The following is a 25,185-nucleotide window of genomic DNA, read 5'->3' as shown; positions in this document are numbered from 1 at the left end:
TGGGGCGAGTGTGGTTATTTTGGAGATACAACATGAACGATTTTACTCTGAATGCTGAAGTGCGTTCCGACCTGGGGAAAGGTGCGAGCCGCCGCCTGCGTCGTCTCGCAAGCCTGGTTCCAGCTGTAGTTTACGGTGGCGACAAAGCCCCTGAATCCATCAGCATGCTGGCCAAAGAAGTTGCCAAGCTGCTGGAAAACGAAGCTGCCTACAGCCACATCATCGAACTGAACGTTGGTGGCACCAAGCAGAACGTCGTGATCAAGGCCCTGCAACGTCACCCGGCCAAAGGCCACGTGATGCACGCTGACTTCGTTCGCGTGGTTGCTGGTCAGAAACTGACCGCCATCGTTCCAGTGCACTTCATCAACGAAGCTGCTCCGGTCAAGAAAGGCGGCGAGATCTCGCACGTAATCGCGGAAATCGAAGTTTCCTGCCTGCCCAAAGACCTGCCTGAGTTCATCGAAGTCGACCTGGCTGACGCTGAAATCGGCACCATTGTTCACCTGTCCGACATCAAGGCCCCTAAAGGCGTTGAATTCGTGGCCCTGGCACACGGCAACGACCTGGCAGTAGCCAACGTCCACGCTCCACGTGTTGCTCCAGAAGCTGCAGAAGGCGCTGCAGAGTAATTCACTCTGACGCGGGAGTTAAGCGGAGTACATCGCGGACTGGAACGTAGCGAGAAAGCGGGCGAGAACGCGAAGTTTGCCGCAAGGCAACCCAGCTCTTGTCGTCCACTTTCGCCGTAGCACCGGTTGCGGCGATGTCATCCACCACTCCAAAGAAGGGCCCCTATCGTGACTGCCATCAAACTGATCGTTGGCCTGGGTAATCCAGGCACCGAATACGAACAGACCCGGCATAACGCAGGGGCCCTTTTTGTTGAGCGCATCGCCGAAAAACAAGGGATCAACCTTGTCGCCGATCGCAAATATTTCGGCCTGACCGGGCGCTTCAGTCACCAGGGTCAGGACATTCGTCTGTTGATTCCCACCACCTACATGAACCGCAGCGGCCAGGCCGTGGCGGCGCTTGCCGGCTTCTTCCGCATCAAGCCGGAAGAGATCCTGGTGGCCCACGACGAACTCGACTTGCCGCCAGGCGTCGCCAAGCTCAAGACCGGCGGCGGCCATGGCGGGCACAACGGACTGCGGGACATCATCGCGCAGCTCGGTAATCAGAATACCTTTCACCGCCTGCGGCTCGGCATCGGCCATCCGGGCGTTGCCAGTATGGTTTCAAACTTTGTCCTGGGTCGTGCGCCACGCGCCGAACAGGAAAAACTCGATGCCAGCATCGATTTTGCCCTCGGCGTGCTGCCGGATATCTTCGCCGGTGAATGGAACCGCGCGATGAAAAACCTGCACAGCCAGAAGGCCTGACTCTACTCCTCGGGGAATACACCATGGGATTCAATTGCGGCATCGTCGGCCTGCCTAACGTCGGCAAGTCCACCCTGTTCAACGCCCTGACCAAATCCGGGATCGCGGCCGAGAACTTCCCCTTCTGCACCATCGAGCCCAACAGCGGTATCGTGCCGATGCCCGACCCGCGCCTGGACGCCCTGGCCGCCATCGTCGTGCCCGAGCGCGTGCTGCCCACCACCATGGAGTTCGTCGACATCGCCGGCCTGGTGGCCGGTGCTTCGAAAGGTGAAGGCCTGGGCAACAAGTTCCTGGCCAACATCCGCGAAACCGACGCCATCGCCCATGTGGTCCGCTGCTTCGAAGACGACAACGTGATCCACGTGTCCAACAGCGTCGACCCCAAGCGCGACATCGAAATCATCGACCTGGAACTGATCTTCGCCGACCTCGACAGCTGCGAAAAACAGTTGCAGAAAGTCGCCCGCAACGCCAAGGGCGGTGACAAGGATGCCGTGGCCCAGAAAGCCCTGCTGGAGCAGTTGATCGCCCACTTCACCGAAGGCAAGCCGGCCCGCAGCCTGATGAAGGACATGAGCAGCGATGAGAAGCTGATCATCCGTGGCTTCCACCTGCTGACCACCAAGCCGGTGATGTACATCGCCAACGTTGCCGAAGACGGCTTCGAGAACAACCCCCTGCTGGACGTGGTCAAGGCCATTGCCGAGGAAGAAGGCGCGATCGTGGTGCCGGTGTGCAACAAGATCGAGGCGGAAATCGCCGAGCTCGATGACGGCGAAGAAAAGGACATGTTCCTCGAGGCCCTGGGCCTGGAAGAGCCCGGCCTGAACCGGGTGATCCGCGCCGGCTACGAAATGCTCAACCTGCAGACCTACTTCACCGCAGGTGTGAAGGAAGTTCGCGCCTGGACCGTGCGTGTCGGTGCTACCGCGCCCCAAGCGGCCGCGGTGATCCACACCGACTTCGAGAAAGGCTTCATCCGTGCCGAAGTCATCGCCTACAACGACTTCATCCAGTTCAAGGGTGAAGCCGGTGCCAAGGAAGCCGGTAAATGGCGCCTGGAAGGCAAGGAATACATCGTCAAGGACGGCGACGTGATGCACTTCCGCTTCAACGTGTAATGCCCCTTCAGCCCCATTGCCTGGCAATGGGGCTGATTCCCCCCGCTACATCCAGCGGCCTCAGAAGTAAGTGGTCGCCCCCGCGAAGAACGCCCGTCCGGGCACATAGAAGTTGGTCGATCCGTCCCGCAGGTCTTTATCCAGCAGGTTCTGCACGCCGCCATTCAGGGTCAGCCACTTGGTCAGCGCCAGGTTCGCCGTCAGGTCGTAGGTGGTGTAGGACTGCACGAAATCATTGCCCAGGCCCCGCTGCTTGCCTACGTGCTGCGCCGACAGCTCGGTGCTCAAACGGTCGGTGACCTGCCAGTCCAGCGCACTGAATGCCGACAGTTTGGGTGAACTGATCAGGTCTTCACCGGTGGACAGGTTCTTGCTTTCCAGCATGTAGGTGGCGTTGGTGCGCCAGTTCACGGAGTCGCCCAGCGGCACCCGGGCGGTGCCTTCCCAGCCACGGGTACGGGCCTTGTCGACGTTTTCCAGCATGGTCCACCAGCGGCCCTGGTACTGGCCCAACGGGCCGTATTCGATCTTGTCGGTGAAATCGGTGTGGAAGTAGGTCAAGCCCGCTTCCCAGCCATCGTGGTCGAACGAAAGGCCGATTTCCTTGTTGGTGCTGGTTTCCGGTGTCAGGTTCGGATTGCCCGCCATCCAGCAACTACCAGTGACATAGCCCAACGGCCGCAACGAACCACAGCCCCGGCCTGCGGATTCGGTAGCCGCCCCCGCACTGCCCTCCTTCAGGCTTGGCGCACGAAAACCCTTGGAAACACCGCCACGCACGGTCCAGTCCGGGTGCGGGTGATAGACCACATACGCCCGCGGGCTGTTGTGGTTACCGTACTTGTCGCTGTGGTCGAAGCGGTTGCCCAGGGTCAGGGACAGGTTGTCCAGCAGGAACAGTTCATCCTCGATAAAGGCCGCCGAGTAATCGCCCTTCAAGGTCGAGCCACTGACCGGCGCACCCTGATAATCCACGGGTACCGTGCCGAGGGTATCGGTGTTGGTCAGCTCTTCACGCTTCCATTGCCCGCCCACCGTCAGGCGCTGGTCCAACAGCAGTTGGAAGGGAATATTCAGGCTGCCCTCGACGATCTTCTCTTCCGAGTTGGCTTTGCCCAGGTCAAGGTCGTTGCGGTACTTGTTCAGGTAGGCATCGAGCTTCGAGGTACCAAAGCTCCAGTCGCCGGCATGGGACAGAATGTAGCTGTCGCGGGTCAGGCGGCTGGGGCCGAAGGCGCCACCAACGGTCTCGTTCCAGTCACCAAAGGTCTTCTTTGATGCCCAGGAATGCTCAACGCCATGCACCGCCTCGAAGGACAGGCTCTGCTCCTGGTTGATCTGCCAGTCCAGCAGTGCATTCACGCTCTGATCCTTGGAGCCGCCCGCGCCATCGTCGTACATGAAATCGCCCTGGGCATCGCGCCGCGCCTCTACCTCATCCGCAGCCCGACGCGTGACGTTGGCCCCCAGGCGCAGCCCCAGGGACTCCGTCAGCGGACCTGCCGCATTCACGCTGTACTGAGTGGTCTGGCCGCGGTCGGAATCCTTGGGCACGGTGATATTGGTGCTGGCCGAGCCGCTCCAGGTCCGCGAGACCTTGCGGGTGATGATATTGATCACCCCGCCCATGGCGTCCGAACCATACAGCGACGACATAGGCCCGCGGACGATCTCGATGCGCTCGATCATGTTCGGCGAGATCCAGTTCAGGTCCTGGCGCGCCAGGTCGCGGCGATAACTCAGGTCCGCGGAACTGCCGACCCGCTTGCCATCCACCAGGATCAGCGTGTACTTGTCGTCCAGCCCCCGCAGCTTGATCTTCGACTGCTCGCCCACCGGGCCGAAACCACCGGTCACCCCCGGCACCCGGCGCAGCAGGGTATTGAGGTCATAGACCGGCTGGCGCTCGATTTCCTCGCGGGTGATGACGCTGACACTGGCCGGAGCATCCTTGAGATCCGTGGCACCGCCAGTAGCCGTGACAAAGGCGGTATCCAGTTCCAACGATGCAGGCTTGGCCTCTTCAACCGCATCGCCGGCCTGCGCCAGCGGGGCCAGCAGGCCGACACCGGCGCTGAGCAGAAGCGAATTGAACAGGCAGGAGCTGACTTTCATTACAAACGATCCTTGTCGATTCAATGCACCCGGATGGTGCATCAAGGGAGAGAGGGATCGGAGTGTAATGCTAATGAATATCATTTATAAATAGGAATGTTTCCGCACTGTTACATTACGGCTTGCCGCCCGTTGCAGGCAGCGCCCTGAAACGGCCCACTGCATGCGGGTCGCTTCAGGGTCGTGGGCTCAGCAGATTTCTTCGTAAGGCAGGCCCACATAGTTCTCGGCAATGTTCACCAGGCCAGCGTGGGAGTTGAGGAAATATTCGCGATCGGCCTGCTGCATCTTGTGGTCCCAGGCATCCTGCCGGTCGCCGAAATCGTGCAGCAGATTGGTCATGAACCAGCTGAAGCGTTCGCCCTTCCACACCCGGCGCAAGGCCAGTTCGGAATACTTTTCCAGCAGCTCGGTACGCCCTTCGCGGTAGACCTTGACCAGGATCCGGTACAGGTAGCACACATCGGAGGCCGCCAGGTTCAGGCCCTTGGCCCCGGTAGGCGGAACGATATGGGCCGCGTCCCCCACCAGGAACAGCTTGCCGTACTGCATGGGCTCCACCACATAGCTGCGCAGCGGCGCGATGCTTTTCTCCAGCGCTGGCCCGGTCACCAGGTCAGCCGCCACCTCTTCTGGCAGACGGGCCTTGAGCTCGTTCCAGAAGCGCTCGTCGGACCAGTCCTCGACCTTGTCGCTCAGCGGCACTTGCAGGTAGTAGCGGCTGCGGGTCAGGGAGCGCTGGCTGCACAGCACGAAACCACGCTCATGCTGCCCATAGATCAGTTCGTGATTGACCGGTGGGGTATCGGACAGCAGCCCCAGCCAGCCGAAGGGGTATTCGCGCTCGTAGTGGGTCAGCACGTCTTCGGGGATGCTCTTGCGTGCCACACCATGAAAACCGTCGCAGCCGGCAATGTAATCGCAGTCGATGCGCTGCAGCTGGCCGTCTTTTTCATAGGTGATATAGGGCTGCGCGCCCTTCATGTCATGGGGCTGCACCTTGTCCGCCGAATAGATGATCGGCGCTGCGCAGGCAGCGCGGGCCTCCATCAGGTCGCGGGTGACTTCGGTCTGGCCATAGACCATCACCGTCTTGCCGCCGGTCAGGGCCTTGAGGTCGATACGCACGCGCTTGCCGCCCATCAGCAGCTCCACCCCTTCATGGACCAGGCCTTCAGCGTCCATGCGGCGGGCCACACCGGCCTCGCGCAGCATGTCCACGGTGCCCTGCTCCAGCACACCGGCACGGATGCGGCCCAGCACGTAGTCCGGGGTCTGGCGCTCGACAATCACGGTGTCGATGCCGGCCTTGTGCAGCAGTTGGCCCAGCAGAAGGCCGGAAGGTCCGGCGCCGATAATCGCAACCTGAGTTTTCATTGTTGTCGTCTCATAAGGGCATTCCAGTCACCGTGCAGGCGAAATCCGGAATTTATGGTTATTGTTGTACCCCTGCATTTTTGCCGACAAAAATCGCAAAAAATGGTGATTAACCGCCGTAAAAATGCACTTTTGAAAACAGCGTTCGATTATCGAGCATTCCAATCCCTCACCCCCAGGGCCGCGCCCGATGAAAGCCAGTCGCTCCAGCATCCCCGTATTCAAGCTCTACGGCGAAAACCAGGCCTGGCCGACTCCGGACCTGCTGCACTGTGAATCCATCCCCAAGCGCAGCAGCCTGCACCACTGGGAGATCAAGCCGCACCGCCACGCCGACCTGTATCAACTGCTCTATGTGCAAAGCGGACAGGCGCTGGTGGAAGTCGAAGGGCGCCGCGAGGACGTGCGCGAAGCAACCATCCAGGTGGTGCCGCCGCTGATGGTCCACGGCTTTCAGTTTTCCGAGAACATCGAGGGCTACGTGCTGACCCTGGGTGCGCCGCTGGTGGCCCAGCTGGAAAGCCAGCTGGGTGCGCCGCTGGCGGTACTGGCCGCGGCCGGGCGCTACCCGGTGGGCCGTGACCGGCAGCGCCTCAACAGCCTGTTCAAGACCTTGCTGGAGGAATACGAAGGCAGCGCCTCGGCGCGGGACCTGCTGCTGCATTCGCTGGTCAACGTACTGCTGGTGTGGATCAGCCGCCGACGCCAGCAGAACGTGACGCCCAGCAACCGCAGCGAGCGCAACCAGCAACTGCTGGGGCACTTCATCAAGCTGGTGGAGCAGCATTACCAGGAGCACCCGACGGTGGAAGCCCTGGCCCATCGCATCGGCCTGTCCAGCGTGCACCTCAATACCCTGTGCCGGGAACTGGCCGGGCAGACCGCGTTGCAGATCATCCACCAGCGCCTGATGCTGGAGGCCAAGCGCAACCTGATCTACACCAACATCAGCATCAGCCAGCTCTCGGACAACCTGGGCTTCAGCGACCCCACCTACTTTTCCCGCTTCTTCAAGCGCCTCGGCGGCCAGACACCCAACGCCTTTCGCCAAGGCACCGGGCACACCCGCCAGGGCGGCTGAAGCCCAGGCAAAAAAAAGCCCGGGGCCAGAACCCCGGGCGTTCTATCGCCAGCACGCCTCAAGCCATCAGGCTTTGCGGGTACGCGGCAGGAAGATCGCCAGTACCCCGAACAGCGGCAGGAACGAGCACAGGTAGTACACATACTCGATGCCATGAATGTCCGCCAGGTGCCCCAGCAGCGCCGCACCGATCCCGCCAAAACCGAACATCAGGCCGAAGAACACCCCGGCGATCATGCCAACGTTGCCCGGCACCAGTTCCTGGGCGTACACCACGATGGCGGAGAATGCCGAGGCCAGGATAAAGCCGATCACCACGCTCAGGACGCTGGTCCAGAACAGGTCGACATGGGGCAGCAACAGAGTGAACGGCGCCACCCCGAGGATCGAGAACCAGATCACTGCCTTGCGCCCGATCTTGTCGCCGATCGGGCCGCCGAAGAAGGTTCCCGCCGCCACGGCTCCCAGGAACAGGAACAGATGCAGTTGCGAGCTGGCCACCGACAGGTCGAATTTCTCGATCAGGTAGAAGGTGAAGTAGCTGGTGAAGCTGGCCATGTAGAAATACTTGGAAAACACCAGCAGCCCGAGGACCACCAGGGCGCTGATCACCCGGTTCCTGGACAGGCCGTGAGTCGCCGCCTGGCCCTGCTTGAGCTTGTACAGGCGCAGGTGGTTGGCATACCAGCGGCTGATGGCGTACAGCACCACCAGGGCAAACAGCGCGAACAGGCCGAACCAGGCCACATTGCCCTGGCCGTAGGGAATGATGATGGCCGCAGCCAGCAAGGGGCCGAAGGCGGTGCCGGCATTGCCGCCGACCTGAAAGCTCGACTGGGCCAGGCCATAGCGCCCGCCCGAGGCCAGCCGCGCGACCCGCGAAGCCTCCGGATGGAAGGTCGAGGAGCCAATGCCGATCAATGCTGCTGCCAGCAGGATCAAGGGAAAGCTGCCGACCTGGGACATCATCAGGATGCCGATCAGGGTGCAGATCATTCCCGCCGGCAGCAGGAATGGTTGAGGCCGGCGGTCGGTGTAGTAGCCGACCCAGGGCTGCAACAGCGACGCGGTCAGCTGGAAGGTCAGGGTAATCAGGCCGACCTGGGTGAAGGTCAGGCCGTAGCTGTCCTTGAGCATCGGGTAGATCGCCGGCAGCACTGCCTGGATCAAGTCGTTGATCAGGTGCGCCAGGGCCACCGCACCAATGATGCGCAGGACCAGGGGACTGCTTTGCGAAGCCGGGGAAGCCGTCGCGGCGACGCTCGGGGAGTTGCTGCTAGCCATAGGATTTTCCGTACAACGGGTGGGTGCACAGGGGCAGGTGCGTCAATGTGCCATTTTTCGGTGCAGTCGCGCCATCCCATTAGCTTGCTAACGAACCCCGATTCGCGCCTCGGGGAAATCCGCTTCCAGCTCGGCCTTGAGCCACTGGATAAACCATTCCACGTCCTCCGACCACTCGCTGGCCGGGGTCAGCACCCGGTAGCTTTCCAGCTGCACCTGGTCTTCCAGCACCCGCACCAGGGTGCCGGCCTTGAGCTCCTCGCGCACCAGCACTTCGTTGGCCAGGGCAATACCACCGCCGCTTTCAGCCACCGACAGCGCATGGTCGTTGTTCACGTAGATCAGGTCGGACGTGAGCTGGATATCCAGGCCATTGGCGGCGAACCACATGTTCCACCACTCGCCGTCATCGAAGTGGATCAACTCATGGCGGGCCAGGTCCGCCGGCTCGCGAATCGCCTCGATACTGGCCAGGTAGGCCGGGGTGCAGATGGGAAACACCCGGGGGCAGATCAGGCTGACCCGGGACTCGGCGTATTGCCCGTCCAGGCCGTAGGCGATCCCCAGGTCGCTGCTCTTGGCATCCACTTCGCTAAAGGTCGAGTTCGGCTCGATGGCGAACTTCAGGCCCGGGCGCACGTGGCGCAGCGCCTCCAGGCGCGGGGTCAGCCAGCGCTTGGCAAACCCCGGCACGACCATGATCCGCAGCCAGCGCTCGGCGGCCCTGGGCTGTACCTCGCGCCCGGCCTCGATGATCAGTTGCAGGGCGGCGGCGATCTTGCGGTGGTACTTCTCCCCCGCTGGGGTCAGGTTCACGCCGCGGGACGTGCGCTCGAACAGCTGCACCCCGAGCCAGTCCTCCAGCAGCTTCACGTGGCGGCCGATGGCCGGTTGGGTCACATGCAAGGCCCTTGAGGCTTCGACATAGCTGCCAAGACGGGCGGCGGCATCAAAAGCACGCACTGCATTCAACGGTGGCAAACGCTGCTCGACCATGATTTCGTCCGTCCCTTGCTATTAAATTTTTTAACAGCCGGTATGTTAAAATTGATGTTTCGCCCCCGCAACCCCTCACTGATAATCAGCCCCAGCAGAACCCGGTAAAACCCGCGCAAAGCCTGCAAAGACAAGCTTTCCACGCACCCGACACATTTCGATCCTGCCCAAGAAAAACAAGATCCATGGCCTGCACGACAGCTCATGGGGGAATCGGAGGTAAGGCATGAATGCCCTGCATGCGCTGCAAACGCTGGCGGTGTCCATCCGTTCAGTGCGCAAGGTCTACGGCGATCCACACAGCGGCCCGGTGGCCCTGAAGAACATCGACCTGGATATCCGCGACAACGAATTCTTCACCCTTCTCGGCCCCTCGGGCTGTGGCAAGACCACCCTCTTGCGGATGATCGCCGGGTTCGAGTTCCCGACCCAGGGCGAGATCCTTCTCTATGGCGAGAACATCGCCGACCGGCCGCCCTTCGAGCGCCCGGTGAACACGGTGTTCCAGCATTACGCACTGTTCCCCCACATGACCCTGGCCGAGAACCTGGCCTTCGGCCTGGAATCGCGCCCTATGGGCCAGGTATTGAGCAAGGCGCAGATCGCCGAGCGGGTGCGCGAGATGCTGGCCCTGGTGCAGATGGAGCGCTTTGCAGCACGCAAGCCCAACCAGCTGTCCGGCGGCCAGCAGCAACGCATCGCCCTGGCCCGGGCCCTGGCCCCCCACCCCAAGGTACTGCTGCTGGACGAGCCGCTGTCGGCCCTGGACCTCAAGCTGCGCCAGGCCATGCGCGAAGAACTCAAGGCCATCCAGGCCAAGACCGGTATCACCTTCATTTTCGTCACCCACGACCAGGAAGAAGCCCTGACCCTGTCCGACCGCATCGCCGTGCTCTCCGAAGGCGAAGTGCAACAGGTGGGTCGCCCGGAAGAAATCTACGAGCAGCCGCGCAATCGCTTCGTCGCCGACTTCATCGGTGAAACCAACTTCATCCCGGCCACGGTCAGCCGTGTCGAAGCGGGCCTGGCCTGGTTCAGCGGGCCCGCCGGGCAGGCGCTGCCGGCGCAACCCTGCACCACCGCCAAGGTCGGCCAGCAGGTCACCCTGTCGGTGCGCCCCGAGCGCTTGCACCTGCGCGGTGATGCCTCGCAAGGCGCCCTGGCGTGCCGCATCGAAGCGCTGATCTACCTGGGTACCGACCTGCAATACCAGGTCAGCCTCGGCGACGGCACGCGCCTCACCGTGCGCACGCCCAATAGCCTCGAACACCACCCGCGCCTGAGCGTAGGCAGCAGCGCCGGGCTGCTGTTCGAACGCGGCAGCGCCAGCGTCCTGCTGGATTGACCACGAGGATTCGCCATGCACGCTTCTTCGATTTCCCAGCACCTGGAACGGCGCAAGGCCCTGCGCAGCTTTCTCGGGGTCAGCCCGGCCCTGGTCGCCATCGGCCTGTTCCTGATCGTGCCGATCCTTATCGTCATCGGCTATTCGTTGATGGAAGCCAACCCCTACGGCGGGGTGAACAAGGTCTTCAGCAGCGACGCCTACACCTCCCTGCTGTTCGAACGGCAACTGGACGACAGCCTGGCCTTCGCCGACTCCTACCTGCTGATCGCCCTGCGCTCGATCGGCATCGCCGGGCTGACCACCCTCATCACCTTGCTGATCGGTTTTCCGGTAGCGGTGTGGCTGGCCATGCAGCCAGTGCAGCGCCGGGGCTTGCTGATCTTCCTGATCACCGTGCCGTTCTGGGCCAACCTGCTGATCCGCACCTACGCCTGGATCCTGCTGCTGCGCAACACCGGGGTGATCAACAACAGCCTGATGGGCCTGGGGGTCATCCACGAGCCGTTGCAGTTGCTCTACACCGACGGTGCGGTGCTGCTGGGGCTGGTCTACACCTACGCGCCCTTCGTGGTGCTGCCGATCTACGCCACCCTGGAGAAAATGGACACCCGCCTGCTGGAAGCGGCCCAGGACCTCTACGCCGGACGCATTCGGACCCTGCGCAAGGTGGTGCTGCCCATTGCCAAGCCGGGAATTTTCGCCGGGGCGATCCTGACTTTCGTGCCCTGCCTGGGGGCGATGATCGCCCCGGAACTGCTGGGGGGCGGCACCCGGATGATGCTTGGCAACCTGATCTTCCGGCAGTTCAGCGATGCCCGTAACTGGCCCTTCGGCGCAGCCCTGTCGCTGGTGCTGATGGCTGCGGTGATGCTGGTACTGACCGTCTACGCCCTGCGCGCCCAGCGCCAGAAAACCCTTCAGGAGGGTGCATGATGATCCGCCTGTTCAAGCGCAACGGCCTCGGTGTCCAGGACTTTCCCGGCTTCGGCGGTTTCAGCTTCCTGTTCTACCTGTACCTCTACGCGCCGATCCTGGTGCTGGTGGTGTTCTCCTTCAACGCCAACCAGTCGGCCACGGTGTGGAGCGGCTTCAGCCTCGACTGGTACCGCGCGGCGTTCGCCAACCAGGCCCTGCGCCAGGCGGCAGGCAACAGCCTGCTGATCGCCGTGTGCGCCAGCATGGCGGCCACCGCCATCGCCACCCTGGCGGCCCTGGGCACCTCACGCGGGGCGAAGTTCAAGGGCCTGCAACTGTCCATGGGCGCCATCATGCTGCCCCTGGTGCTGCCGGAAATCGTCGTCGGCGTGGCCACCCTGGCGCTGTTCTCCACCCTGGGGCTGTCCCTGGGCTACGGCAACCTGATCATCGCCCACACGGTGTTCTGCATCCCCTTCGCCTATTTGCCGATCCGCGCCCGCCTCAACGACATGGACCTGTCCCTGGAACACGCCGCGGCGGACCTGTACGCCGGCCCCTGGCGCACCTTCCGCAAGGTGACTCTGCCGCTGCTGATGCCGGGGATCGTCTCCGGGCTGATGCTGGCCTTCATTGTCTCCCTGGATAACTTCGTGATCTCGATGATGGTGTCCCAGGCCGGCACCACCACCCTGCCGATCTTCATCTTCGGCCTGTTGCGCATGGGCGTGACACCCGACGTCAACGCCGTGTCGACGCTGATCCTCGGCGTCTCGGTGCTGTTCGTCAGCCTCTCTTATCTGCTGAGCAAGAAACACGCTTGAACCTTCCACTGACCTTGGGGAAATGACATGAGCAAGTTGATCGCAAGCCTGGGTACCTCGTTGTTGCTGAGCCTGCCACTGGCGGTGCAGGCCGCCGAGAAACTCAACGTCGTGAGCTGGAGCGGCTACTTTTCGCCGGAAATTCTCGCCAAGTTCCAGAAGCAGACCGGTATCGAGGTCACGGTGGATTCCTACGATTCCAACGAAACCCTGCTGGCCAAGCTGAAACAGGGCGGCACCGGTTATGACGTGGCGATCCCCTCCCACCAGTTCATCCCGATCCTGATCAAGGAGCAGTTGCTGGAGCGCTTCGACCCGGCCAAGCAGCCCTATTACGCCAGCGTGGTCGACAACCTGAAGAACCCGACCTGGGACCCGGAAGGCGCCTACTCGGTGCCCTTCATCTGGGGCACCACCAGCGTGGTGCTCAACGGCGAACGCTACAAAGGCCCGAGCGACAGTTACAAGGTGCTCTACGAGCCGCCAGCGGAGCTGCAGGGGCGGATCAACATGTTCGACTCGGTGAGCGAAGTGATCGACATGGCCAGCCTGTACCTGAACATTCCGCTGTGCAGCGAAGACCCCAAGCAGATGCAGCAGATCCTTGGCCTGCTCAAGGCGCAGAAGCCCTTCGTCAAGACCTACAGCTCCAAGGCCGGGGCGATCCGCGAGAACCTGGCGGCCGGGGAAATCGACATGTCGATGTTCTGGGGCGGATCGTCCATGCGCGCCCGGGAAATGAAGCCCGGCCTGAAGTACCTCTACCCGAAAGAGGGCGTGCTGGCCTGGGTGGACAACATGGTCATCCCCAAGGGCAGCAAGAATCCGGCGAACGCCAAGGCCTTCATCGCCTTCCTCAGCCAGCCTGAGAACGCCGCCATGACCCAGAACTTCCTCAAGCACCAGAGCCCGATCAAGGGCGTCGAACCCTTCCTCGACGCCGGCCTGAAGGACGCCCCCGAGCTGCACATTCCCGAGGGCACCAAGGTGGTCTTCAGCCAGACCTGCGGCGAAGGCGCAATCCGCCTTGCCGACCGCCTGTGGACCAACCTGATGCGCTGAGCAGCGTTGACTTGCCGCCCCGGTCTGGATGCCGGGGCGTTTCTAAAGCCGTTTGAAAGGCCCTCCTGCCATGATCGCCAAGCCCCCCAGCGAACTGGTCCTGCTTCAGGCCCATGAACTCGCCGAGCGTATCCGCCTGCGTCAGGTTTCCTGCCGGGAAGTGATGCAGACCTACCTTGCCCACATCGAGCACTACAACCCCCTGGTCAATGCCCTGGTCAGCCTGCAACCGGCCGAAGCCCTGCTGGCCGAGGCCGACCGGCGCGACGCCGAACTGGCCCGTGGCGAATATCGCGGCTGGATGCACGGCCTGCCCCACGCGATCAAGGACCTGTCCCTGACCCACGGCATCCGCACCACCCTGGGTTCGCCGCTGTACCGGGATTTCATCCCAGAGCGCGACGGCATCATGGTGGAACGGATCAAGGCCGCCGGGGCGATCCTGATCGGCAAGAGCAACACCCCGGAATTCGGCCTCGGCTCCCAGACCTACAACCCGCTGTTCGGCGCCACCGGCTGTGCCTATGACCCGAGCAAGACCGCCGGCGGCAGCAGTGGTGGCGCCGCCGCGGCCCTGGCCCTGCACCTGGTGCCGGTGGCCGACGGCAGCGACATGATGGGTTCGCTGCGCAACCCGGCGGCCTTCAACAACATCTTCGGTTTTCGCCCGTCCCAGGGCCGGGTGCCGTTCGACGACAGCAGCGACCTGTTCATCGACCAGCTCGGCTACGAAGGCCCCATGGCCCGCAGCGTGCGCGACGCAGCCCTGCTGCTGTCGGTGCAGGCCGGGGGCGATGCGCGGGCGCCACTGTCCATCGCCGAATCCGGCCAGGGCTTCGCCGCCCCGCTGGAGCGCGACTTCAAGGGCACGCGCCTGGGTTGGCTGGGGGACTTCAACGGTTACCTGCCAATGGAAAAAGGCCTGCTGGAGCTCTGCGAAAAGGCCTTGGGCGATTTCCGCAGCCTGGGCTGCAGCGTAGAACCGGCCAGCCCCGACTTCGCCCTCGAACGCCTGTGGAGCAGTTGGCGCACCCTGCGCCACTGGATGGTCGCCGGGTCCTTGGGCGGCGCCTATGCCGACCCGCATAAGCGTTCACAACTCAAGACGGAAGCCATCTGGGAAGTAGAGAACGGCCTCAAGCTGTCCGCCAGCCAGGTGTTCGAGGCCTCGGCGATCCGCAGCGACTGGTACCGCGCCATTTCAAAACTGTTCGAACGCTTCGACTACCTGCTGCTGCCCAGCGCCCAGGTCTTCCCCTTCGACAAGAACATACCCTGGCCGCGCAACATCGAAGGCGTGGCCATGGACACCTATCACCGCTGGATGGAGGTGGTGATTCCCGGCACGTTGTCCGGCTGCCCGGTGGCCAGCGTGCAGGCCGGCTTCAATGCCAACGGCCTGCCCATGGGCTTGCAGATCATCGGCAAGCACCAGGCCGACTTCGCCGTCCTGCAATTGGCCCACGCCTACGAACAGGCCAGCCGCTGGTTCCAGCGCTGCCCATCGCCGCTGATTTTCGGGGGGAAGGGATAAACGGTTGATAGCGTAGATAATTTTTTTATAAAAACGCTTGACGCATTGTCGTTCTGCGCGAATAATGCGCGCCACTTGGCTACATAGCTCAGTTGGTTAGAGCATAGCATTCATAATGCTGGGGTCCGGGGTTCAAGTCCCTGTGTAGCCACCAAGTACTAAAAACGGCTTACCGCAAGGTAGGCCGTTTTTTTATGCCCGCAGAAAAGTGCCGGAGATTACGCCGCATTGATCCACAAACGCGACACCTGCATTGAGCCCCCGCCCGGGGTGAGATAGAACACCGGGGCAGTGTTTGTGAGAGCTGCGCAATCCTCACTTCAAGGGCTCGATAATGACAATAAAAAACCACAGGACTTCAGTCGCCCCCTGGCTGTTCTCGCTCCTGGCAATCACCTGTACCCCAGCCTTCGCCGAACAGGCCCCTACCCCGCCCTCCAACCTGCTGACCGCCGCCGTCGCCTGGAAACAGACCGCCGCCGAATTCGAGGCGCTGTACTACCAGGGCTTCAACATCGCCCGCCTGCAACTGGATCGCGCCCTGCAGGAACACAAGGCCGGCGACCGCCCCCTGGCGATCATCAGCGACGTTGACGACACCGTGCTCAGCAGCAACAGCTACTGGGGCTACATGATCAATTCGGGCAAGGAGTTCTTCGACGACGAGGCCTGGGACAAGTGGGTCGCCGACAATGGCCCGGTAGCCACCCCAGGCGCAGTGGAATTCCTCAAGTACGCGCAATCCAAGGGCGTCGAGGTGTTCTACGTCACCAGCCGCGATCAAGGGGAAAAAACCTACGAGTACGCCCTGGCCAACCTGCGCAAGAACCAGCTGCCCTATGCCGATGAGCAGCACCTGACAGTGTACCGCGACAGCTCCAACAAGGAGCCGCGGCAGCAGGAGATCGCCAAGGACCACAACGTGGTGCTGATGCTGGGCGACAACCTCAACGACTTCAAACGCAAGTACTACGTGGCCGACGTCAAGCAGCGCAGCAGCCTGATGACCGAGGACAAGGAGCAGTTCGGCCGCAAGTTCATCCTCTTCCCCAACCCCACCGACGGCCATTGGCTGAAGGCGATCTTCGGCGACTCCGAACCGCCGGCCACTCCGGAAAATCGGGCCAAGTTCAAGGCCGCGGCCAGCTCGACGGCCTGGCAGATGAAGCCCTGACAGGGCGTCGCAACATCAGCGCAACGCTGGCCCGCCATGGCCAGTGTTGCGCCAAGCCCCCAGGGATGTCATAAACGCCAGCCCCTGCACTCAGGCAGGAACAAGGAGTCGTTTTCTCATGTGGGCAAGGAAGCTGCTGTTGCTGATCTCGTGCGGGGTACTTGGGGCCTGCAGCACTCCCGAGCCGATCCAGTACCTGCCCGGCCGGGTCATCTACCGCATCGACTCATCACGCTTTTTCGAGATCGACCGGACCACCTTCAAGCTCTGCAACGGTTCCTCGCCGGTCATCGCCAGCAGTGGCGACATGGTGCACTACACCGACACCCGGCTCGGCATCCACACCCCGGTTGCACCCTTTGGCTCATTCAACGGCATCACCGTGCATGGCCGTGGTTCGCACTTGATGATCGATGCTGCCAACTCCAACTACCTGGTGATTCCGATTGCCCAAGGACCGGGCTTCAGCAAGGGCGGTGCCGGCTTGCCGCGCCTGTACTTTTCCCAGGATGCGGGGCGTACCTGGCTGCGCATCACCGCGCCCAGTTACCTGGAAAGCCCTGAGCGAACCTGGCTGACCGGCTCCGTCCTTTCGATCGACGGCCCCCTCCTGCACGGCGCCGCGCAGATCGACCTGTCCTTGAACTACGAGACGCTCAAGGACCACTCGCCCTACTCGATGCTGTCTTACCCACAACGCTGGCAACGCACCGATAGCACTCGTACACCTGGCTACTTCGAACCCGCTCGCCAAGCCCCCATCGATGACCGGTTCAATTGTGCCACGGGGGCCAAACAGGGCTGACCCAGCACGTGGGACTTGAAAAACCGCAGCAGGCTGCGGTTTTTTTCGCTCAGTTGAACGGCTGCGGACGCGGTGTCTGCGCCGAGGACGGCGGCAGGATCGGCAGCTTGAAGTCCGGCTGGTCACCGGTCAGGGTTTCAAGGAAGGCCACGATCTGGCTGACCTCCTCGGTACCCAGCTTGCGTCCCAGTTGCAGACGGGCCATCACGTCCACCGCCTCTTCCAGCTTCCAGTAGGCGCCGTCGTGGAAGTAGGGATAGGTCAGCGCCACGTTGCGCAGGGTCGGCACCTTGAACAGCATGCGGTCGGCATCCTTGCCGGTCAGCCCGGCCACGCCCTGGGCCGGGTTCTGGGTGACATAGGGCTCGATCATGCCCATCTTCTGGAATGAGCCACCGCCCACGGCCTCGCCGTTGTGGCAAGCCACGCAGCCGATGGACTTGAACAGTTGGTAGCCCTTGAGCGCGGTGGGGCTGATGGCCGCCTTGTCGCCCTTGAGCCAGCGGTCGAACGGCGCATTGGGGGTAACCAGGGTTTCTTCGAACGCAGCGATGGCGTTGGACACGTCGTCAAACTTGATGCCGTCGTCGCCGTAGACCTGCTTGAAGGAGGCCCGGTACTGGGGAATGGAACGCAGCACGTCCACCGCCAGGTCATGGGTGAAGCCCATCTCCCCCGGGTTGGCGATGGGGCCACCGGCCTGTTCCTGAAGCGTGGCCGCGCGGCCGTCCCAGAACTGCGCGATGCTCATGCCGGAGTTGAGCACCGTGGGCGAGTTGATCGGCCCCTGGTGCCAGTTGTGGCCAATGGAGGTGGGCAGGTTGTCGCTGCCGCCCATGCTCAGGTTGTGGCAGGAGTTGCAGGATATGAAACCGGACTTGGACAGGCGCGGGTCGAAGAACAACTGCTTGCCCAGCTCCACCTTGGCCACATCGGTGATCTTCACCGGCTGTACCGGCAGGATCGGTTCGCTTGGCGTTTCCCCCCTGACCTCACCCCCCAACAGCAATCCGAAAACAAGTAACCACTTACAACGGTGCATGACGTCCCCTCATCAGGCTTATAGTTTGTTTCACCCTGTACCCAACGCCCCCCTCCCGCCCTGACTCAGATCAATCGACGGCCGGGTGAAAGACTGCCTGCGACCCTGTGTACAGGGGAGATGGCCCACTCCAGCCAACTGCCCAGGGCTACATCCGGGTCCAACTGCCGGCGCCACTGCTGTACATTCCCCCGCACGGACGACCCCTCATTTCCCTGTGAACGGAGCTCAACGCGTGTTCTCGAACTTCCCTCCCCGTCACCGCCAACTGCTCGGCCTCAGCCTGCTGGCTGCCGCCCTCAGCCTTGGCGCCTGCCACAACCCGCCTTCTTCCAACGCTCTGCCTGCCGCCCCGGAAATCGCCTCGGGCTACCGCACCGACATGCAGACTCGCCATGCCGACAAGCACATGGCCGCCGCTGCCAACCCGCTGGCCGCCGAGGCCGGGCGCGAAATGCTGCGCAAGGGCGGCTCGGCCATCGACGCGGCGATTGCCATGCAGGCCGTGCTGACCCTGGTGGAACCGCAGTCCTCGGGGATTGGCGGCGGCGCGATGATCGTGCTCTGGGACGGCAAGGCCGTGCGCACCTATGACGGGCGGGAAACCGCGCCGGCCGGCGCCACCGAGAAGCTCTTCCTGCAAGCGGACGGCAAGCCCATGGCCTTCCCCCAGGCGCAGATCGGTGGACGCTCGGTCGGCACCCCGGGCGTGCTGCGGGCCCTGGAAATGGCCCACCAGAAACACGGGCGCCTGCCCTGGGCGCAATTGTTCGAACCGGCGATCCGCCTGGCCGAGCAAGGCTTCGCCATTTCGCCACGGCTGCACGCCATGATCAGCGCCGATCCTTTCCTGGCGCGCTCGCCGGACATGGCCGCGTATTTCCTGAATGCCGACGGCACGCCGAAAGCCGTGGGCACCTTGCTGAAGAACCCGCCACTGGCAGCGGTGCTCAAACGCATCGCCGAGGAAGGCCCGGACGCTCTGTACAAGGGCCCGGTGGCCGCGGAAATCGTCGCCAAGGTCCAGGGCCACGCCAACCCCGGCAGCCTGTCGCTCAACGACCTGCAAGGCTACCGCGCCAAGGAACGCGCGCCGCTGTGCAGCGACTACAAGCGCTGGCAGGTGTGCGGCATGCCGCCGCCCTCCTCCGGCGGCGTGGCGGTGGCGCAGATACTCGGCACCCTGCAGGCCCTGGAACAGCGCGACCCGCGCTACGCCCTGGCCAACCTCAAGCCGCAGAAAACCAACTTGCCCGCCGGCCTGGAGCCCGCGCCACAAGCGGTGCACCTGATTGCCGAAGCCGAGCGCCTGGCCTATGCCGACCGTGGCCTGTACGTGGCCGACAGCGACTTTGTGCCTGTGCCGGTGGCCGGCCTGATCGCCCCGGACTACCTGGCCAAGCGTGCCGCACTGATTGGCGAGCGCAGCATGGGCAAGGCCGAACCGGGCAAGCCCCAGGGCATCCAGGTGGCCTATGCACCGGACCGTTCGCCAATGCGCATCTCCACCTCGCAAGTGGTGGCGGTGGATGACCTGGGCGGCGCCGTATCGATGACCACCACGGTGGAAGCGGCCTTCGGCTCGCACCTGATGGTCCAGGGCTTCATGCTCAACAACCAGATGACCGACTTCTCGTTCATTCCCGAGGAAAACGGCCAGCCGGTGGCCAACCGCGTCCAACCGGGCAAGCGCCCGCGCTCGTCCATGGCGCCAACCCTGGTCTTCGACCGTGCCAGCGGCGAACTGCTGGCCAGCGTCGGCTCCCCCGGCGGCTCGCAGATCATCGAGTACGTGGCCAAGTCGGTGGTCGGCATGCTCGACTGGAACCTGGACCCGCAAGCCGCCGTCGGCCTGCCCAACTTCGGCAGCCGCAACGGGCCGACCGAACTGGAGAAAGGCCAGTTCAGCCCGGCCCTGAAGCAGGCACTGCAAGCTCAGGGACATGAGGTAAACGAGATCGACATGACCAGCGGCACCCAGGCCATCGTTCGCGTGCGTGATGCACAGGGCAAGGCGTCCTGGGCCGGCGGCGCCGATCCACGGCGTGAAGGGGAAGCACTGGGGGATTGAGAGTAATCGGATGAACCCGAGGGCTGGCGGTGAGGCTGGCCCTTTTTTGTGGGCGGTGAACGAGGGCTCTGTATGCAAGATTTTGCGGCGGTCTGTGTCTGATCCGGCCTTTGGATCTGCCCTAGCATCGTCCCTGTCCACCGAGGAACCGACGATGAACACGATTGCAGCCGACCTTGATATCCCGGGCCTGAGCCCACGCCGCCTGACGCCCCAGGACCTTGAACTGATCTGCCGCCATCGCCAGGCGATGTTTCTCGATGCGGGTAAGGATCTCTCCACCTTGCAAGTGATGACCGAGCACTTTCGCCCCTGGTTGCGTGAACGCCTGGAGGACGGCCGCTACTACGGCTTCGCCCTGATGGACGCCGAACAGAGCGTGGCCAGCATCGGCCTGATGAGCATCGACTGGCCGCCCCACCCTTCCCATCCGACCCAGGATCAACGCGGCTACGTGCTCAACGTCTACGTCGAACCGGCCTACCGGCGCCGCGGCCTGGCTTCGGCGCTGATGAAACTGGCAGAGGCCGAGTTCAGCCAGCGCGGGATGGGCTTTGCCGTGCTGCATGCGACCGAGGCTGGCAAGCCGCTGTATCAGGGGCTGGGTTGGGCGGCGACCGGTGAGATGGCGAAACAGGGCTTTCTGTAGCCGCTGCCGCAGGCTGCGACAAGGACCGAAGGGCCTTCGGCGCCTGGGAGATCGCTGCGACCGTTCCGGTCGTTCGCAGCCTGAGGCAGCGGCTACAGGGTTGGTTCACAAAATGTCGCAGTAATGCCGTTGCGACTCCCCCTACTCAAACCTATGGTTCGACCGTCGCTGCAAAATCAGCGAACAGGCTTGGCGGCCTGATAGAATCGAGGCGCAACAGCGCCCCACCCACATGCGGGCGCTTTTTTTGCGCCCGCATACCTGCGTTATGGCGGGTTGCGTGGGAGAACCTTCGGGTTCGCCGGTTCCTTGATTCCCGGTCCGCCAATCCTGCGCAATCCGCCACCCTGATCTGCTTGGCGGCAGACGGTGACGGTCCTTCGAATCAAGGAGTCGTGACCATGAACTGCTACTGCAATCTGTTTCTCCATTACCTCCCGTCACAAAAAACCGGAGGTGCCCGATGACCACTCAATCGCCCCTGACCACCCTCGGTGAAATCCGCTTTTCCCACTGCGGCGAACACTCGCATCCGCTGTTTCGCGTGAATGCCGATGTGCCGGTCAGCGATGCCCTGGAACATGCCTCGGCGCTGTTGCATCCGGCAAAGCAATTCACCCTGGAGGCGGCCATGGAGCCCCGGTGCGACCGCTATGCTTGGGCGGCACACTACCTGGCAGAGATGGGCAAGGCACTGATGGACGACGTGCACGCCACGCTCTCTGCATGACCTGATCGTCCCTGAACCGACGTCGCCTGCGCGGGCAGATCCAGCGATCTGCCCGTACATCGCTTGACGCACTCAGCGACTTGTTTAAGTCCCAGGACGGGACTAGGATCACGCCATGAGAATTATTGCAGTCAGTCAGTTGAAGGCCTTCTGGGAGAAGTACCCGGACGCAGAACAGCCCTTGCTGGCCTGGGTCGATGAAGCAAAGAAAGCCGAGTGGTCCAACCCTGCGCAGATCAACGACCAGTATCGCAACGCGAGCATTCTCAAAAGCCGCAGGGTGGTCTTCAACATCAAGGGCAACGAGTATCGACTGATCGTTGCCGTGGCCTACCGCTTTGGTGCGCTGTACATCAAGTTCGTGGGCACTCACCAAGAGTACGACGCCATTGATGCCGACAGCGTAGACATGGAGCAACCCGCATGAACATCCGCCCCATCCACACCGACCAGGACTACCGCGCCGCGCTGAAAAGCGTCTCGCCCCTGTTCGACAACGAACCGCAGCCCGGAACACCTGAAGGCGATTACTTCGACGTCATGATCACCCTGATCCAGGCGTACGAGGCCAGGCAGTTTCCCCTGGACCTGCCCAACCCGATCGAGGCGATCAAGTTCCGCATGGAACAATCCGGCTTGTCCGCCGCCGACCTGGCCCCGGCCATCGGCCGCACCAACCGCGTCTACGAAGTGCTCAACGGCAAGCGCGCGCTGACCCTGCCCATGATCTGGAAACTGCACCAGCTGTTCGGCATTCCTGCCGAAAGCCTGATCAAGCCGATCAAATCGTCCTGAGCCGCGCTGCCGGGCTTGAGCTTGCCCTTGGGTAAAGGCTCAGCATGCCCCGCAGCCCAACAACACCAAGGACGCTCCATGCTCACCATCGGACAAATGGCCCGCTGCCACGGCCTTACCACCAAGACCCTGCGCCATTACGACAGCATCGGCCTGTTCACCCCGGCCCTCACCGGCCGGGACAACGGCTACCGCTACTACAGCCCGGAACAGATCGTGACCCTGGGGCGCATCGCCTGGCTGCGGCAGTTGGGCATGTCCCTGGAAGACATCCGCACTCTGGCGGACCAGGGCGGCCTGGACAGCGTGCTGCACATGCAGCAGTCACTGCAGGCGCATGCCCGGCAGTTGCAAAGCGAGATCGCCCGCAGCCAGAAAGTACTGGGCCATCTGCAGCGCTACCTGGCCCAGCCGCAGCGCCAACTCCCAGCCGCGCAGACACCACAGAAGGTATTCCTGGCGCCGCAGCGGATCATCGGCATGGCCTGGCAGCAGGATGACCCGGGCACCATCGCCGAGCTCTGGCAACGTTTCGAACCTCGGGAACAGGAGATCCAGCGCCTGGCCGAGCCGGTGGGCACCTATGGCATCTGCCAGCCCCTGGAAGACGGCCAGTGGCGTTATGTGGCCGGCCTGCCGGTCGCCGCCGACGCGCCCCTGGTGCCCGGCATGGTGGAGCTGGAAATCCCTGCCCGCCATTACGCGCGAGTCGAGCATCACGGCAGCGTGGCCACCCTGCCGGAAACCTTTCGCGCCGCCTACAGCGAGTGGTTGCCCGCCGCCGGGCTGATGCCCATCGACGCGGTGGAGTTCGAGTACACCGGCGAGCGCTTTCTGGGGCCCATGCACCCGGACAGCGTGGTGGAACTGTATATCCCGCTGAGCGCCTGAAACGCCCGGTGAAGGGGCCGACCAGCAGGCTACCGCTGGTCTGCCTCGGCCTATCCAGCGTTGTCTGTCAGCAAAAGTACCTCGGATACCGCTATGCTCTGCAGCCATTCCCAGGTTACCGAGCGAAGGCCCGATGAGTTTCCAGGCAGGTGTGTTGAACCAGATATCCGGCATCCGTCATGCGTTTTCGACCCTCGGCGCCGCCCTGCCGGCCAACCTGTTCTTCTGCTCGCAGATCCACAGCGGCGAGGTGGTGCAAGCCAGTACCACGCTGCCCAGCGGAATCATCCGCGGCGACGCGGTACTCACCCATTCCAGCCGGCCCATCGCAGTGGTCACCGCCGACTGCCTGCCGTTGCTGATCAGCAGCGAGGACGGTTCCTGGGTCGCGGCAGTGCACGGCGGCTGGAAAGGCCTGCATGGCGGGATCATCGCCAATGTGCTGCAACACTTCGCCAGCAAGGGCATCACCCCACAGCAATTGCGGGTGGCCATCGGCCCATCGATCAAACCCTGCTGCTATGAAGTCAGCGCCGATTTCATCGACACCCTGTCCGCCACTCAGGACCCGCTGTGGCCGGCCGCACAGGCCCCCTGGAGCCGTGAGCAACCGGCCCCGCTGCTGCCGCCGCAGATTCCGCCACCGCAACCGACCCAGGCCGATTCCCTGTGGTTCGACCTGAGCCGCTATGCCGTGCACTTGCTGCACGCCGCTGGAATCAGTGATGAACAGATCGAAATCAGCGAGCTGTGCACCTACTGCTCGACCCCGGCCCTGGCCAGCTATCGTCGACGCGGGCACCGGGGTGAAGCCAAGGCCTTCCAGTACTCGTGGATCGGCCGGACATGAACCTCGAGAGTGCACTGCTCCCGACCTCCCTGAGCGACCTGGAAACCCTGGTCCAGATGCGCATCGCGGCGATGCGCGAAAGCCTTGAGCGCCTGGGGCGCTTCGATCCGCAGCGGGCCCGGGAGCGTTTTGCCGCAAGCTTCGCGGCCGAACGCTGCCACTTCATCCTCAGTGACGGACAGCCCGCAGGCTTTATCCAGAGCCAATCACACGGCGATCACCTGCGCCTGCAGCACCTGTACGTCCTACCGCAATTCCAAGGGCGGGGCCTCGGCGCCAAGGCCCTGGAGCAGCTTTTGGAACGCTCCGCCAACGAGCAGCTACCCATCCACCTGGATGCGTTGCGCGGCAGTGACTCGAATCGTTTTTATCGACGCCTGGGTTTTGTTCAGGTGGGTGAAAGTGAATGGGATATTCACTACGTTCGGCCGGCGGATCCACCCCGGGCCTGAACCCGGTTCCGGTTGGCCACCGAGCCCCTGCTGGTTCTTGGCCAGCAACCTGAGCTAACGTTGCCTCCCCCCTCAGGCTCAACCCAAGGAGTGCCCGTGTCTGACAACCTCTATGCCCCGCCCCAGGCGGATCTGGTCGCCCCCTCGCCCGAAGCGGCGCAACAGCCGTTCTACGTGGTGTCCAAGGCCAAGTTCCTGACCCTGTACATCCTCACCTTCGGTATCTACCAGGTGTACTGGGCCTACAAGAACTGGCATCAGTTCAGGCACGCCAGCGGCCAGGAGCTGTGGCCGGTGGCCCGGGCCTTCTTCGCGATCTTCTTCACCCATGCGCTGTACCGCGAAGCCGATGCGACGCTCAAGCGCGACGGCCGCAGCCATGACTGGCGGCCCGGTGAACTGGCAACCCTGTTTGTGGTGGGGATGATCATCAACAACGTGGTGGACGCGCTGTCACGCAAGAACATCGGCTACCCGGTGACCGACATTGCCAGCCTGGCGCTGCTGCCGGTACTGGCGTGGATCACCTGGCTCGGCCAGCGCGGCTTGAATGCCGCTGCGGGAGATCCCGAAGGCCGCAGCAACGCCCGTTTCACGCCGCTGAACTATGTGTTCATCGTGCTCGGGGCGGTGCTGCTGGCCCTGGCGTGCATCGGGGTGATGCTGCCGCCGGAGTGAGCC

The 25,185-nt window shown here is 63.1% G+C and carries 25 protein-coding genes and 1 tRNA gene; 21 read left to right on the top strand and 5 right to left on the bottom strand.

The window, feature by feature from the left end; all coding sequences use genetic code 11:
* Positions 1-32 precede the first annotated feature (32 nt).
* The 3 genes from ACUXVH_RS11960 to ychF all read left to right on the top strand — a co-directional run bounded on the left by ACUXVH_RS11960 (position 33) and on the right by ychF (position 2,509).
* Positions 33-632 carry a 50S ribosomal protein L25/general stress protein Ctc gene (locus ACUXVH_RS11960; protein ID WP_011063411.1) on the top strand — a complete coding sequence of 200 codons (600 nt, stop codon included), beginning with the start codon at positions 33-35 and terminating at the stop codon, positions 630-632.
* A 168-nt stretch (positions 633-800) separates the two neighbouring features.
* Positions 801-1,385, top strand: coding sequence for an aminoacyl-tRNA hydrolase (pth, locus tag ACUXVH_RS11955; RefSeq protein WP_011063412.1), 585 nt, complete (start codon positions 801-803; stop codon positions 1,383-1,385).
* 23 nt (positions 1,386-1,408) lie between these two features.
* Positions 1,409-2,509: a redox-regulated ATPase YchF gene (ychF, locus tag ACUXVH_RS11950; RefSeq protein ID WP_065365190.1), complete on the top strand. Its 1,101-nt coding sequence runs from the start codon at positions 1,409-1,411 to the stop codon at positions 2,507-2,509.
* Between the two features lie 60 nt (positions 2,510-2,569).
* Here the strand turns inward: ychF and ACUXVH_RS11945 are convergent, their stop codons facing one another.
* A complete protein-coding gene (locus tag ACUXVH_RS11945) occupies positions 2,570-4,624 on the bottom strand; it encodes a TonB-dependent receptor domain-containing protein (RefSeq protein ID WP_065365189.1) in 2,055 nt (684 codons plus the stop codon).
* Between the two features lie 189 nt (positions 4,625-4,813).
* Complete coding sequence (gene pobA / locus ACUXVH_RS11940; RefSeq protein ID WP_011063415.1) at positions 4,814-6,001, bottom strand: 4-hydroxybenzoate 3-monooxygenase; 1,188 nt, start codon at positions 5,999-6,001, stop codon at positions 4,814-4,816.
* 190 nt (positions 6,002-6,191) lie between these two features.
* Here pobA and ACUXVH_RS11935 point away from each other — a divergent pair, with 190 nt between their 5' ends.
* Positions 6,192-7,082 (top strand): helix-turn-helix domain-containing protein, encoded by an 891-nt coding sequence (locus ACUXVH_RS11935; RefSeq protein WP_015636982.1) that lies wholly within the window; start codon positions 6,192-6,194, stop codon positions 7,080-7,082.
* 66 nt (positions 7,083-7,148) lie between these two features.
* On the opposite strand, the gene ACUXVH_RS11930 is transcribed toward ACUXVH_RS11935, so the two are convergent.
* Positions 7,149-8,366, bottom strand: a complete 1,218-nt coding sequence (locus ACUXVH_RS11930) for an MFS transporter (RefSeq protein ID WP_011063417.1) — start codon at positions 8,364-8,366, stop codon at positions 7,149-7,151.
* Positions 8,367-8,453: 87 nt separating this feature from the next.
* Entirely contained in the window at positions 8,454-9,362 is a 909-nt protein-coding gene (locus ACUXVH_RS11925) for a LysR substrate-binding domain-containing protein (RefSeq protein WP_011063418.1), read from the bottom strand.
* Between the two features lie 226 nt (positions 9,363-9,588).
* Here ACUXVH_RS11925 and ACUXVH_RS11920 point away from each other — a divergent pair, with 226 nt between their 5' ends.
* From ACUXVH_RS11920 to ACUXVH_RS11885, 8 genes are all read left to right on the top strand, one after another.
* Positions 9,589-10,707 carry an ABC transporter ATP-binding protein gene (locus ACUXVH_RS11920; RefSeq protein WP_041119858.1) on the top strand — a complete coding sequence of 373 codons (1,119 nt, stop codon included), beginning with the start codon at positions 9,589-9,591 and terminating at the stop codon, positions 10,705-10,707.
* 15 nt (positions 10,708-10,722) lie between these two features.
* Entirely contained in the window at positions 10,723-11,643 is a 921-nt protein-coding gene (locus ACUXVH_RS11915; RefSeq protein ID WP_220223260.1) for an ABC transporter permease, read from the top strand.
* Positions 11,640-12,449 carry an ABC transporter permease gene (locus ACUXVH_RS11910; protein WP_015636986.1) on the top strand — a complete coding sequence of 270 codons (810 nt, stop codon included), beginning with the start codon at positions 11,640-11,642 and terminating at the stop codon, positions 12,447-12,449. Before ACUXVH_RS11915 ends, ACUXVH_RS11910 begins: the two co-directional genes overlap by 4 nt.
* A 27-nt stretch (positions 12,450-12,476) precedes the next feature.
* The gene (locus ACUXVH_RS11905; RefSeq protein WP_011063422.1) at positions 12,477-13,511 is read left to right on the top strand and encodes an ABC transporter substrate-binding protein; all 1,035 of its coding nucleotides are present in this window, start codon (positions 12,477-12,479) and stop codon (positions 13,509-13,511) included.
* A 70-nt stretch (positions 13,512-13,581) separates the two neighbouring features.
* Positions 13,582-15,045, top strand: coding sequence for an amidase (locus tag ACUXVH_RS11900; protein WP_445494933.1), 1,464 nt, complete (start codon positions 13,582-13,584; stop codon positions 15,043-15,045).
* Positions 15,046-15,122: 77 nt separating this feature from the next.
* Positions 15,123-15,199, top strand: a tRNA-Met gene (locus tag ACUXVH_RS11895).
* 180 nt (positions 15,200-15,379) lie between these two features.
* Positions 15,380-16,219, top strand: coding sequence for a 5'-nucleotidase, lipoprotein e(P4) family (locus tag ACUXVH_RS11890; RefSeq protein ID WP_015637001.1), 840 nt, complete (start codon positions 15,380-15,382; stop codon positions 16,217-16,219).
* A 118-nt stretch (positions 16,220-16,337) separates the two neighbouring features.
* Positions 16,338-17,024, top strand: coding sequence for a T6SS immunity protein Tli3 family protein (locus ACUXVH_RS11885; protein ID WP_065365182.1), 687 nt, complete (start codon positions 16,338-16,340; stop codon positions 17,022-17,024).
* A gap of 49 nt (positions 17,025-17,073) precedes the next feature.
* Here the strand turns inward: ACUXVH_RS11885 and ACUXVH_RS11880 are convergent, their stop codons facing one another.
* Positions 17,074-17,970, bottom strand: a complete 897-nt coding sequence (locus ACUXVH_RS11880) for a cytochrome-c peroxidase (RefSeq protein WP_445494930.1) — start codon at positions 17,968-17,970, stop codon at positions 17,074-17,076.
* 331 nt (positions 17,971-18,301) lie between these two features.
* Between ACUXVH_RS11880 and ggt the strand changes: the two genes are divergently transcribed.
* The 9 genes from ggt (at position 18,302) to ACUXVH_RS11835 (ending at position 25,182) form a co-directional block, all read left to right on the top strand.
* Positions 18,302-20,137, top strand: a complete 1,836-nt coding sequence (gene ggt, locus ACUXVH_RS11875) for a gamma-glutamyltransferase (protein WP_445494928.1) — start codon at positions 18,302-18,304, stop codon at positions 20,135-20,137.
* Between the two features lie 154 nt (positions 20,138-20,291).
* On the top strand, positions 20,292-20,786 hold the full coding sequence (locus ACUXVH_RS11870; protein WP_445494926.1) for a GNAT family N-acetyltransferase: 495 nt from the start codon (positions 20,292-20,294) through the stop codon (positions 20,784-20,786).
* 463 nt (positions 20,787-21,249) lie between these two features.
* Positions 21,250-21,516, top strand: coding sequence for a DUF3077 domain-containing protein (locus ACUXVH_RS11865; RefSeq protein ID WP_065365178.1), 267 nt, complete (start codon positions 21,250-21,252; stop codon positions 21,514-21,516).
* Between the two features lie 115 nt (positions 21,517-21,631).
* Positions 21,632-21,943, top strand: coding sequence for a type II toxin-antitoxin system HigB family toxin (locus ACUXVH_RS11860; protein ID WP_445494924.1), 312 nt, complete (start codon positions 21,632-21,634; stop codon positions 21,941-21,943).
* Positions 21,940-22,311: a helix-turn-helix domain-containing protein gene (locus tag ACUXVH_RS11855; protein ID WP_011063430.1), complete on the top strand. Its 372-nt coding sequence runs from the start codon at positions 21,940-21,942 to the stop codon at positions 22,309-22,311. The genes ACUXVH_RS11860 and ACUXVH_RS11855 overlap by 4 nt, the downstream gene beginning before the upstream one ends.
* A gap of 78 nt (positions 22,312-22,389) precedes the next feature.
* Positions 22,390-23,202 carry a MerR family transcriptional regulator gene (locus tag ACUXVH_RS11850; protein WP_041119870.1) on the top strand — a complete coding sequence of 271 codons (813 nt, stop codon included), beginning with the start codon at positions 22,390-22,392 and terminating at the stop codon, positions 23,200-23,202.
* A gap of 133 nt (positions 23,203-23,335) precedes the next feature.
* Positions 23,336-24,052, top strand: coding sequence for a polyphenol oxidase family protein (locus ACUXVH_RS11845; protein ID WP_015637009.1), 717 nt, complete (start codon positions 23,336-23,338; stop codon positions 24,050-24,052).
* A complete protein-coding gene (locus ACUXVH_RS11840) occupies positions 24,049-24,504 on the top strand; it encodes a GNAT family N-acetyltransferase (protein WP_011063433.1) in 456 nt (151 codons plus the stop codon). Before ACUXVH_RS11845 ends, ACUXVH_RS11840 begins: the two co-directional genes overlap by 4 nt.
* 96 nt (positions 24,505-24,600) lie before the next feature.
* A complete protein-coding gene (locus ACUXVH_RS11835; RefSeq protein ID WP_311166102.1) occupies positions 24,601-25,182 on the top strand; it encodes a hypothetical protein in 582 nt (193 codons plus the stop codon).
* Positions 25,183-25,185 lie beyond the last annotated feature (3 nt).

The organism is Pseudomonas sp. 8(2025) (assembly GCF_052665325.1).
Note: the sequence above shows the minus strand (reverse complement) of the source record. Positions and strands in the feature narration are given on the sequence as shown.